We start from the raw sequence: 12,278 nt of genomic DNA, 5'->3' as shown, positions 1-12,278 counted from the left end.
TCAATCCAAATCTCGCAGGATCCGATGAGTTCGGTGCCCTTATGAGTAAAGAACTCGCTGACTTGATTATGGCGCAGCGTCCGTTCCTCAGTATGGAAACATTGCATCCGGTCGTGTCAAAGCATCTCGACCAGGAGGAGGTCGAAAAGCTCTACGTGCAGATGTTTATTCCGATTAATCTGAATACCGCCAGTGAGGAGGAGATTCTTCTGGTGCCTGGCGTGGGAAAGCGGATGGCACACGAGTTTGAGGAGTACCGTCCTTATACGGCTATTGCCCAATGGCGCCGTGAGATGGGTAAGTATGTAGATGATACCGAGGTTGCGCGGATGGAGCAGTATGTTTTTGTGCCTATCGACTTGAACACGGCTACCGAGGAGGAGATCCTCGCCATTCCCGGCGTGGGAAAGCGGATGGCGCACGAGTTTGAGGAGTACCGTCCTTATTCGAGTATGGAACAGTTCCGGCGCGAGATTGGCAAGTATGTCGATGATGGCGAGGTGGCGCGTCTGGAGCGGTACGTGGAGATTAGATAGTAGTTTTTTATATAGCTGGAAAATTTTATGTAAGGGAGGCCGTGATGTCTGTTAATCGCCGACGTTTTCTGTATCAGTCCGCTGCACTGGGTGCTGCGGTTTTTGTGACGCCAGGGGTTTTTGCCGAGCAACTGACGCTTACGCCCCGGCAGACCGAGGGGCCATATTATCCGAATAAGATGCCGCTGGATGTCGATAATGATCTCGTGATAATCAACGATGCGATTACGCCCGCTGTGGGAGAGATTACGCATTTGACCGGGCGCGTTTTGGATGTGAATGCCAACCCCGTAAAGAATGCCATAGTGGAGATCTGGCAGGTCGATAGCAATGGGGTTTATATTCATACCGGGGCTCCGCGACAGAATAGGCGGGACACGAATTTTCAGGGTTTTGGGCGTTTTGAGACGGGATCTACGGGTGAATACCGCTTTCGGACGATTAAGCCCGTGCGGTACAGAGGGACGCGAACCGCTCATATTCATTTTGCGATTAATAAAAATGGGCACCGGCTTTTGACGTCGCAGATGTACGTGAAAGACAATCCAGACAATGAGTGGGATTCTATTTTCAGGAATACTGGTCGCGCGTCTCACGATTTGCTGTCCGTGCCGTTTAAGCCATTGCCCGGGTCTGAGATTGGCGAATTGACGGCAAATTTTGATGTTGTGATTGGCGAGTCGCCCGAAGACCGGGAAAATGATCGGGGTCGGCGAGGCCGACAGCGCGGGTGGTGGTAAAAAATGTGTCTCTTGACGGAATAAGCACTTTTGGTTATTCTTTAAAAAGTTTTCCAACTTCTGGAGATTGAGCCGTGTTTCGTCGTTTTCCGTACATTCTTATTGTCGCACTGACGCTCGTGGGAATGATTGCGCCCTGTCTGTGCTGGGCACATCAGGCGTCGATGCCAGAGTGTCATGCTGCGGCAGAGATGAAAGATTGCTGTTGTAGCAAAGAGGCGGCGGTTGATCGTGAGATGCCAGCGCGCGATCTGGCTGTTTTGCCGGGTGAATGGCAAAGTCCAAAGTTGGATTTGACTTATGTGACGTTGTATCCCTCTGTTGTTCTTTCTCAGAGTAATTTCCTTTCTTTTGTGGTGGATGATCGCCAGAGAGCCTTGCGATCACCGCCCGATCTGTATCTTCTCCACGCTGCATTTCTCATCTGATTTTCCTTTCCTGCACTTGAACGGCGTTTGGGGATAGGTGTGTACAAATCTTTCCCAAACAGTCGTTTTCTCTGTCGTATGTCTTAAGGATTTTTCCTTTTTAAATACTAAATACAGATTCTCTGGAGGTGGCTTGTGTATGCTATCCGAGCCATGATCGGACTATGCCTCATGGGTATATCTTTTTTGCCTGTGCGGGCAGGTGAACTGGATCTGGATGCGCTGATTCAGGAGGCTGTGGAAAATAATCCCAATTTGTCGGTTTTGCGGGCGCGGTTGGCTGCTTTTGAAGCGAAAATTCCGCAGGCGGGCGCGCTTGAAGATCCGTCTTTTCGCTTTGAGGTGAGCAATATGCCGTTGAGCGACTTCAATTTGAGTAGCTCGCCGATGAGTGGGAATCAATTTGTGGTCAGTCAGAAGTTTTCTTTACCGGGAAAACAGCGGGCGCGCGAGCGATCAGCCCAGTTTGCCTCAGATTCTGTTGCATGGCTGTTGCGCGACCGGGAACTGGCAATTGTCAATGCGGTCAAGCAGCCTTTTTTTGATCTGGCTTATGTGATTCGTGCCATTGCGATTATGGAAAAGAATCGAGTGTTGTTGCAAGATCTGGTTCGCATTGCCCGCACGAAATACGCTGTTGGAAAAGGGTTGCAACAGGATGTGTTGAAAGCTCAGGTTTCGCTTTCGGCGCTGGATACGGAGTTGATTGCTCTTCGGGCTAAAAAACAATTGGCAGAGGCGCGTTTGAATCTGGTGTTGAATCGGTCTCCGCAAAGTCCCCTGGGCGCGCCGCCAGATTCTATTGGTCTTTCGAGTATGCCGATGACGATTGATGTCTTGCTGGCGCATGCCGATGAAGGGCATCCATCCCTGAAGGCTATGGACCAATCGATTTTGATGTGGCAAGCAGAGGTTGAGGTTGCGAAAAGAAATCTCTGGCCGGATATGACGGTGAGCTTGGGTTATCGCCAGCGCGTGTTTGCGGTCAATGATCCGGTGAAAGGAAGCGATTTTATATCTGTTGGCGTCGGCATTCCATTGCCCGTGTTTGGCGGGCGCAAACAACGCCAGCAGATTGCAGAAGCGCGAGCCAATATGCGAGAGGTTGAGGCTCAAAAGACCGCGGAACGCCAGCAGATTCACTACGAGATTCAGCGTCTAATTATTGAGGTCGGGCAACACCGGGAAAGTGCCGAGTTGTTTCGCACTGCGATGTTGCCTCAAGCAGAGCAGTCGCTGGCGTCGGCTTTGTCGGGATATCGGGTGGATAAGGTGGATTTTTTGACGTTGTTGAATAATCAGATGACGCTGTTGAATTTTGAGATCGCACATTATCGACATGTAATTGAGCATGAAAAACGGGTGGCGGATTTAGAAGCGGCGGTGGGGCGTTAGGTGCGGGGTAGGGGCAGTTATCACCCGTCTAACAAGGAGTTGAGACATGAAATATCTCATTCCAATTTTAGCATTGATTGTGGGATTTGCTGGTGGGGTATGGATTTCGGGAGATACGCATATAGAGCAGGTGCAGGCCTTGGAAACATATATTTGTCCAATGCATCCGACGGTGGTGTCGGATAAGCCGGGTAGTTGTCCCATTTGCGGTATGGATCTGGTGGCGAAAGAGGTGGATGGTGGGCACGGCCATGAGATGCAGATGGATCACGAAACATATATTTGTCCAATGCATCCGACGGTGGTGTCGGATAAGCCGGGTAGTTGTCCCATTTGTGGTATGGATCTGGTGGTGAAGGAGGCTGATGCGTCGTCAGTTCAGGATGGAAGCGTGCAGATTGATCCTGTGACAATTCAGAATATTGGTGTGAAGACGATGGTGGTGGAAAAGCAGCCTTTGAAGCGGACGGTGCGCGCGGTGGGCAGGGTGGATTACGACGAGACGCGGATTATGGATGTGAATAGCAAGATCGCCGGGTGGGTTGAGCAGTTGTATGTGGATTATACCGGTCAATGGGTGAAAAAGGGGCAGCCTTTGCTGGCGCTTTATAGTCCTGAGCTTGTTGCGGCGCAGGAGGAGTATTTGACAGCTCTGGATTATGCGGAGAGAATGCGCGGTGGTGTGGATCGAGATGTGGCGCAAAGTGCCGACGATCTGCTCGTTGCTGCGCGGCAAAGGTTGTTGTACTGGGATATTTCGGTGGGGCAGATTGCGGAGTTGGAAAAGACGCGACAGGTTGGACGAACAATGCCCATTCTGGCTCCCCGGTCAGGGATTGTGACGCACAAAGATGTGCTGGAGGGGGCGTATATCGGGTCGGGTCAACATTTGTATCGCATTGCGGATCTGTCGGTGGTGTGGATTTATGCAGATGTGTACGAATACGAGATGCCCTGGGTTTCCAAAGGGCAGCGCGCAGAGGTGTCGCTGTCTTATTTGCCGGGCGAGCAATTTGAAGGCAAAGTGGATTATATTTTTCCGTTTATGAATGAAAAGACGCGCACGGTGCAGGTGCGGATGGTTTTTGACAATGCAGATGGTGCGCTTAAACCGGATATGTATGCCGATGTGGTGATTCGATCCGAGGTGGCGCGTGAGGGGATTGTGATTCCCGTGCAGGCGGTGATTCATTCGGGGACGCGCAGGGTTGTTGTGATGGCTCGTGGTGACGGCAGGTTTGAACCGCGCGAGATTCACACCGGGGTTGAGACTGAGGATGGCTATGAGGTCATGCACGGGCTAAATTCGGGGGAGCGGATTGTGACTTCGGCGCAATTTTTGATTGATTCAGAGAGCAATTTGAAGGCTGCACTGGCGGAGATGCGTGGAGATCCTATGAAACATGGTGGACATAGTGGACATGGTGGACATTGAAACGCGTATTTTAAAAGGATTGGAACGCGATGCTAAATCGAATTATTGAAGCGAGTGTGGAGAATCGGTTCCTGGTGGTGATCGCTACTTTGATGGTGATTGGATGGGGGGTGTATGCGATGCTGAATACGCCACTGGATGCGATTCCCGATTTGTCGGATGTGCAGGTGATCGTGTTTAGCGAATATTCGGGGCAGGCGCCACAGGTGGTGGAGGATCAGGTGACGTATCCGCTGACGACGGCGATGCTGTCCGTGCCTTATGCAAAGACGGTGCGGGGATATTCGTTTTTTGGCATTTCTTATGTGTATGTGATTTTTGAGGATGGTACGGATATGTACTGGGCGCGCAGTCGGGTGTTGGAGTATCTCAATTCCGCGTCTGATAGATTGCCGCAGGGGGTGACGCCAAAGCTGGGACCGGATGCGACGGGCGTGGGCTGGGTTTATCAATATACGGTGCTGGATACGACTGGAAGATATGATCTTTCAGAGTTGCGGTCGATTCAGGATTGGTATTTGCGATATGAGTTGAGCAGTGTACAGGGCGTGTCGGAAGTGGCGTCTGTGGGCGGATTTGTGAAGCAGTATCAGGTGGTTGTGGATCCCAATCGCTTGCTGGCATACAATATTCCTTTGCAGAAGGTCCGGATGGCGATTCAGCGCAGCAATAGCGATGTGGGAGGGCGATTGGTCGAACTGGCAGAGACGGAATTTATGGTGCGCGGGTTGGGGTATATCCGTTCTGTGGCGGATATAGAGCAGATTGCCCTGGGCGTGGATGAACACGGTACGCCGATTCGCGTAAAAGACGTTGCGACTGTGCAGGTGGGGCCAGAGCTTAGAAGGGGATTGGCCGAGTGGAATGGCGAGGGGGAGGTGGTGGGGGGTATTGTGGTGATGCGGTATGGGGAAAATGCGCTCAAAGTTATTGATCGGGTGAAAGAGAAGATGGAGTCGCTCAAACCCGGTCTTCCCGAGGGCGTGGTGGTGGTCGCCAATTACGATCGCTCGGCACTTATTCTGCGCGCTGTTGATCATTTGCAAAAAAAGCTGATTGAAGAGATCGCGATAGTGGCTGTGGTGTGTATCGTTTTTTTGCTCCATTTTCGCAGTGCTTTTGTGGCTGTTTTCACATTGCCGATGGGGATTTTAATTGCGTTTGCCGCGATGTATCACCAAGGTGTCAATTCGAATATCATGTCTCTTGGGGGTATTGCGATTGCCATTGGGGCGATGGTGGATGCCGCTATTGTGATGATTGAAAATGCACACAAGCATATGGAACGCGATGGTGGGACAAAGTCGCACAGTGAGATGATTATTGCCGCTTCGAAAGAGGTGGGACCTGCGCTGTTTTTTTCGCTGTTGATTATTACGCTGTCGTTTTTGCCGGTTTTTGCGCTTGAGGCACAGGAGGGGCGGTTGTTTAAGCCGCTCGCCTATACCAAGACTTATGCTATGGCGGCGGCGGCATTTTTGGCGATTACGGTTGTGCCGGTGCTGATGACTTTTTTTGTTCGCGGCAAAATTCGGTCCGAAGCGGAGAATCCCATCAGTCGCGTGTTGATTTATTTGTACCGACCCGTGATTGATTGGGTGTTGCGACATCGGGTGCTGACTGTGGTGTTGGGCGGGCTGGTGCTATTTGTGACTGTGTTTCCATTCCGGGATATCGTGGTGTCGCGTTTTTCGGATCGACCACAGAGTTTGACTCATAAGGCATTGGTGAAGTTGGACGCGCTGTTTCCTATGGAAAAAATTGGATCGGAATTTATGCCGCCTCTGTACGAGGGAGATTTGTTGTATATGCCCACGACATTGCCGGGGGTATCGATTACGAAGGCGCGGGCGTTGTTGCAACAGACGGATAAAATCATTCGAACTTTTCCCGAAGTTGAACACGTATTTGGCAAAATTGGTCGGGCGGAGACTGCGACAGACCCGGCGCCGTTGTCGATGATTGAGACGACGATTATGCTAAAGCCCGAGTCCGAGTGGCGAGAAGGTATGACGCCTCAAAAATTAATTCGGGAATTGAACCAGGCGGTGAAATTTCCGGGGTTGACCAATGCGTGGACTATGCCGATTAAGACGCGCATCGATATGCTTTCAACGGGTATTAAGACGCCTGTGGGTATTAAGGTGGTGGGAGATGATCTGGAGACATTGCAGGTGTTGGGCGAGAAAATCGAGACTGTGGTGCGCGATTTGCCGGGTACGCTGAGTGTGTTTGCCGAGCGCGCAGCAGGTGGCAATTATCTGGATTTTGAGATCGATAGACAGGCTGCTGCGCGTTATGGGCTGACGGTTGGGGATGTGCAGGATGTTATTATGTCGGCATTGGGCGGGATGAATATTACGCATACTGTGGAGGGTTTGGAGCGCTATCCGGTGAATTTGCGTTATGGGCGAGAGTTGCGCGACAATTTGCCCGCGCTTCGGCGCGTGCTGGTGCCCACGCCGATGGGGGCGCAGATTCCCATTGGGCAATTGGCCGATCTTCGCATTCGGAAGGGTCCGCCGAGCATTAAGAGCGAGAATGCACGGTTAAATGCGTGGGTCTATGTCGATATTGAAGGCGTGGATGTGGGAACTTATGTTGCGCGGGCACAACAGGCGGTGTTGGAGCAGGTGCAGATGCCACCTGGTTATACCGCGATCTGGAGCGGTCAGTATGAGTATATGTTGCGGGCAGAGAAAAAGCTGAAGGTTGTGGTGCCCGTGACGCTGGCGATCATTTTTTTGCTGTTGTATCTGAATTTTAGAAATGTGGCTGAGACCGCGATTGTGATGCTTTCTCTGCCCTTTGCACTGGTCGGTGGGATATGGTTGATGTATATTTTGGATTACGATATGAGCATTGCCGTGGGTGTTGGGTTTATCGCGCTGGCGGGATTGGCTGCCGAGACGGGGGTGGTGATGCTGATTTATCTGGATCAGGCTTATGATAGTATTAGACGTGAGAATGGCGATGTTTTGACACTGGCGGACTTAAATCAGGCGGTGATGTCCGGCGCTGTGGAGCGGGTGAGGCCCAAGTTGATGACGGTGTTTTCAACGATGATGGGTCTGTTGCCGATTATGTGGTCAACGGGCACGGGGTCCGAGGCGATGAAGCGCATTGCAGCGCCTATGGTGGGGGGGATGGTGTCATCGACGATTTTGACGCTGCTGGTGATTCCTGCAATTTATGCGTTGTGGAAAGAGCGTAGGGTATCCGCGGATAGACGCAGATGAAAGGCAAGACGTAGGGGTGGGTTTTTTAACCCTCCCGATGTAAACCCCAAAGTTATTCATTTATCAGGAGGTGTGTTATGAAGTCTCGTATTTTTGCATTATTGGTCATTGGCGCGACAGCGATAGGGATGGCGGGATGGGTCGGCTGTTCATCAAAGTCGGAGGCGACGACTGTCGAGGTGAAGTTGGCAACTATGCAGTGCGCTATGTGTTCGCATACCATAGAGGAAGCCCTGAAAAAGGTCGATGGCGTTCAGAGCGTGGAAGTCAATCTGGATGCGAAAACAGCGAAGGTGACGTTTGATGACAAGGTGACCAGTGTTCCCGCCCTGGAGCAGGCCGTTGTCAAAGTGGGTTATGCGGCTAATGACAAAAAGGCCGATGCCGATGCGTATGCAAAGTTGCCCAGTTGCTGCCAAGTTCCTGAGTAATAATTGTTGGATCAAAGCCCCGGATGTTTTGATGCATTCGGGGCTTTTTTTATAAATGTGCAACACCCAGCCCCAGCAATGCCAGAGTAATAGCCGATAAGACACCCAATATCACCGGTTTTATACCGCCTGCTTTCATTGCAGCAAATGCCGTAGATAATCCCACTCCGGCCATCGCGCAGATAATAATCCACTTGCCGCTCTGGCTCAATAAGCCAGCCAGATCTATATGCCGGTCGCCTGCGTCAAACACAAATTGCTCGGATAAATGTAATGTCACTTCTGGCAAAAAGCCCAGGGTTCGCAGCAGTGCCATTGCCAGAAACAATACGACAAAACCCGGGACCAGCCTGGAATAGCGCACTGGTTCATCGATATAAATCGCGTGTCGTTGCGTATAAGCAAACCACGCCCCCAGCACAAATACTACGGGTCCCAAAAGTGAGATACGCACCAGTTTGACAATTGTCGCCATTTCCCCCGCTGTCTGCCCGTCTCCTGCATGCGCGAATCCCGCGGCAATTACCTGTGGTGTTGCGTGAATGCCCAATCCACACCAGATGCCATATACTTCTGCATCCAGCATTGCCAGAGATCCAACCACGGGAAATAGCAGCATCGCCACTATGCCCAGCAGATTGATCACCCCGACCGAATACGTTATTTCTTCGTTGTTGGCTTTGATCAGGGGCGCAAGGGCTACAATGGCAGAACTTCCGCAAATCCCTGTGCCCACACCAATTAACAACCCCATTTTTTTTTCGATGTTAAGCCAGCGCGACATCAGATGGGTGAATGCAACAATTATTGCAATCAATACGGCCGCACCAATCAGGACCTGTACTGCGACGCGAATCAGATCGTAAAAATCCAACCGCGCACCCAGGAGCACAATTCCAACGGGTAGCCACTTTTGCACCACTGTATCTATGCCAGGCTTCAGTTTTGCTGTTGATGGCATCACATTGCACAATAGCATGCCCAATAACAATGCCAGTAATACTGCGCTCAGGGGATGCTGGCCCGAGGACAGTGTAAACGGCGGAAAAGGCAATGTGTTTAAATATATTGCTGCCCACGACAAGATTACACATACCCCAATGCCTGGCCAGGGACTTTCTTTGGGCCAGATAGAGAGTTTTTTGCGAAATTGCGCTTCAAATGATCGCTCTTTCCCGCTCAGATTCATACCTTCATTTCCTTATAGAAGCGCATTCACATTTTGCACTTCGTCGCGCCGAAAATATTCTTCAATACTGAAGTATCGGGTTCCCGTATCACACAGCACTGTTATGACTACGTCATCGCTCGAAAGTCTCTGGGCCACACGTCGGGCTGCCAGTACATTTGCCCCCGAAGAAATTCCGACCAATAGTGCCTCTTCTCGCGCCAGAGTTTCCGTCATGTCAAATGCCTCGCGATCTTCTATTGTGATTACTTCATCCAGTATATTGCAATTTAAGATCGATGGAATAAATCCCGCTCCAATTCCCTCGATCGCGTGAGGTCCCTGGCTTTTTCCACTCAATACAGCCGAACCCGCAGGCTCAACAGCTATCACTCTTGCATCTGGCACTTCTGCCTTGAGGACCTCACCTACACCCGTAATTGTCCCACCTGTCCCTACTCCTGACACAAAAGCCGTTATCTTTCCTCCTGTTGCTTTCACAATTTCTGGTCCTGTGGTCTGTCGATGCGCTTCTGGATTGGCAGGATTGTCAAACTGCTTTAGCTCAATGCAATTTGCATTCTTTTTTACGATCTCCTGCGCCCGCTGTTTTGCGCCATCCATATCGCCCGAGCCGGGTGTGATGACCACTTCGGCCCCGTATCTGGTTACCAGTGCCCGTCGTTCAAAACTCATTGTTTCAGGCATTGTCAATACCAGACGATATTTGAGTTTGGCACATAACATCGCCAGGCCGATTCCGGTATTTCCACTGGTCGCCTCTACAATGGTCATGCCGGGTTTGAGTGTTTTGGCTTTCTCAGCATCTCGAATCATACTTAGCGCGATGCGGTCTTTTACGCTGCCGCCCGGATTGAGATATTCCATTTTGGCCAGAATGGTAGCGCCCCCCGCTGGCGACAAATTCTCTAACCGAATCATCGGCGTTCCACCAATGATATCGGAAACGCGACCCACAATTGTATCTGGCATAGCATTCTCCTTTAAAGGACATCCGACGCGATGGGGTGAGGAATACGAGGTACGCGCCAGTGTGACAATATAATTCTCGATGTTAAAAAATAAACAGGTTTATGGGTATTGAGGTTTGTGTGAGATTTAGAGGTTGGGAAATTTTTTGAATCAGTTGTGTCTTGAATTATTCACAGGTGATGAGTATATTCGATTTGAAATATTCTGCGGTATTACTCTCAATTTCATGTCAGAGAAATAGAATATGAATGCCAAACCTTTAGCTATTAGTCTATTTGCAGGAGCCGGTGGTTGCTCTTTGGGATTCAAACGCGCTGGTTATAATATCCTCTATGCAATAGATATAAACGAAAATGCTGTGGAAACTTACAGACATAATTTCCCTGGTACCAAATGTGAAATGGCAGATATTATGTCTTGTGATTTTGAAAAACTTCTTAAAAATTTGAAGTTAAAAACGGGTGAGTTGGATATTCTTATTGGTGGGCCTCCATGTCAGGGTTTTAGCACAGCGGGTATGCGGTTTTGGGATGATCCAAGAAACGGATTATTGAAGCATTACGTCAACGCCTTAGCCATCTTACGTCCTAAATGGTTTATTATGGAAAATGTTGAAGGTTTGCTTACGGCTAAAGGTGGTATATACGTCTATGAAGCTGCAAGAGCCTTTATCAAATTGGGATATTCGATAAGAATCGATAAAATTTATGCGCAGGAATACGGGATACCACAAAGACGAAAAAGAACTTTAGTTATTGGCAATAGATTGAGAATGGAATTTAATTTGCCAGAACCAATTGTGCATGTGCATGGTCGAATTTTTAAGAATGCCGATATTACACTTAGACATACGATTGGAGAACTTCCCAATCCGACGCTGGATAAGAGCAGTCCTATCTGCTACAGCGGCAAGCCCAAACATGAGTGGGAAGAACAACTGCGTGATGGAAATAAAAAATTATATGATCATTTTACACCCAAAATTGAGGGTGTCCAACTTGAGAGAATTAAAAATTTAAAACCAGGGCAATCGATGAAGGATCTGCCAGAATCGCTTCATCATGAATCATTTAGAAGGAGAGCCAATCGACGTGTTATGGATGGAACGCCCACGGAAAGACGAGGAGGTGCGCCCTCGGGAATTAAGCGATTGATTTTTGATGAACCGAGTTTAACTATTACAGGGGCCGCTATAAGAGAATTTATACATCCAGAAGACAATCGCCCGTTAACTTTGCGTGAATGCGCTCGGATACAAACATTTCCCGATTGGTTCAGATTTCAAGGAAATACTTCAGAGAGGATCAAGCAGATAGGGAATGCGATTCCCCCATTGTTAGCAGAAATTTTTGCAGTGCATTTACTGGTTAATTATGGTTTTGGGGAAACGAAGCGCACTTCACCGGGTAGATTATTTGCTCATACTTTAACAAAAGCAACTGCTATGAGTCCAGCTCTCACGAGAACGGATGATATGCTTCAGGGATTGTACAAAGAAAAGAATCCTCAACTCAGTCTTTTTGGATAATTATTATGGCCAGTATTACAATTCAGAATTTACTCTCAGAATGTAAGGTTCACGGGAGTGGTAAAGCTCAGGTTACTCTGGAAGATTCTGAAATATATGCATTATTTTCCATTGGCTTACGTGATTTAGGATGGGATTTCAATGCCATTGGCGTTGAGGATATTGAAAAGCCTGATGATGACTATTTTAAGATTCCAATAAAATGGTTCAATGAACTTCGGTTTTCGAACGTTACGCCAAAGATTCTCTTAGATGTTCTTGAGAGAGCCTGCGCTATCAATGAAGATTTCGGATTATATATAAGAAATCTCTGTGCATTACATCGCAGACGAGTGAAATACCAACGCATTCTCTCCGCACAACCATTGCCACACATGGATCAAAT

At 49.3% G+C, this 12,278-nt stretch carries 11 protein-coding genes; 9 read left to right on the top strand and 2 right to left on the bottom strand.

The features are described 5' to 3' along the window. The 7 genes from OXG87_14325 to OXG87_14295 form a co-directional block, all read left to right on the top strand. On the top strand, window positions 1-536 hold a 536-nt coding region (locus tag OXG87_14325; GenBank protein MCY3870728.1), incomplete at its 5' end, for a helix-hairpin-helix domain-containing protein. Window positions 537-580: 44 nt separating this feature from the next. Further along, window positions 581-1,276 (top strand): protocatechuate 3,4-dioxygenase, encoded by a 696-nt coding sequence (locus tag OXG87_14320; GenBank protein ID MCY3870727.1) that lies wholly within the window; start codon window positions 581-583, stop codon window positions 1,274-1,276. A gap of 74 nt (window positions 1,277-1,350) precedes the next feature. Then, window positions 1,351-1,704, top strand: a complete 354-nt coding sequence (locus tag OXG87_14315; GenBank protein ID MCY3870726.1) for a hypothetical protein — start codon at window positions 1,351-1,353, stop codon at window positions 1,702-1,704. Window positions 1,705-1,839: 135 nt separating this feature from the next. Continuing rightward, window positions 1,840-3,099, top strand: coding sequence for a TolC family protein (locus tag OXG87_14310; GenBank protein ID MCY3870725.1), 1,260 nt, complete (start codon window positions 1,840-1,842; stop codon window positions 3,097-3,099). Window positions 3,100-3,145: 46 nt separating this feature from the next. Then, window positions 3,146-4,534 carry an efflux RND transporter periplasmic adaptor subunit gene (locus OXG87_14305; GenBank protein MCY3870724.1) on the top strand — a complete coding sequence of 463 codons (1,389 nt, stop codon included), beginning with the start codon at window positions 3,146-3,148 and terminating at the stop codon, window positions 4,532-4,534. A gap of 29 nt (window positions 4,535-4,563) precedes the next feature. Next, window positions 4,564-7,773, top strand: a complete 3,210-nt coding sequence (locus tag OXG87_14300; GenBank protein MCY3870723.1) for an efflux RND transporter permease subunit — start codon at window positions 4,564-4,566, stop codon at window positions 7,771-7,773. A 77-nt stretch (window positions 7,774-7,850) separates the two neighbouring features. Beyond that, the gene (locus OXG87_14295) at window positions 7,851-8,204 is read left to right on the top strand and encodes a heavy metal-associated domain-containing protein (GenBank protein ID MCY3870722.1); all 354 of its coding nucleotides are present in this window, start codon (window positions 7,851-7,853) and stop codon (window positions 8,202-8,204) included. A 49-nt stretch (window positions 8,205-8,253) separates the two neighbouring features. Here the strand turns inward: OXG87_14295 and OXG87_14290 are convergent, their stop codons facing one another. After that, window positions 8,254-9,393, bottom strand: a complete 1,140-nt coding sequence (locus OXG87_14290) for a putative sulfate exporter family transporter (GenBank protein MCY3870721.1) — start codon at window positions 9,391-9,393, stop codon at window positions 8,254-8,256. 12 nt (window positions 9,394-9,405) lie between these two features. Next, on the bottom strand, window positions 9,406-10,365 hold the full coding sequence (gene cysK / locus OXG87_14285; GenBank protein ID MCY3870720.1) for a cysteine synthase A: 960 nt from the start codon (window positions 10,363-10,365) through the stop codon (window positions 9,406-9,408). Between the two features lie 244 nt (window positions 10,366-10,609). Between cysK and OXG87_14280 the strand changes: the two genes are divergently transcribed. Then, window positions 10,610-11,893 (top strand): DNA cytosine methyltransferase, encoded by a 1,284-nt coding sequence (locus OXG87_14280; GenBank protein MCY3870719.1) that lies wholly within the window; start codon window positions 10,610-10,612, stop codon window positions 11,891-11,893. A 5-nt stretch (window positions 11,894-11,898) separates the two neighbouring features. Further along, window positions 11,899-12,278: hypothetical protein (locus OXG87_14275; protein ID MCY3870718.1), on the top strand; the 380-nt coding region annotated here is incomplete at its 3' end.

The organism is Gemmatimonadota bacterium, from assembly GCA_026706845.1.
Taxonomy (GTDB): domain Bacteria; phylum Latescibacterota; class UBA2968; order UBA2968; family UBA2968; genus VXRD01.
This window is presented reverse-complemented; position numbering and strand designations above follow the sequence as displayed.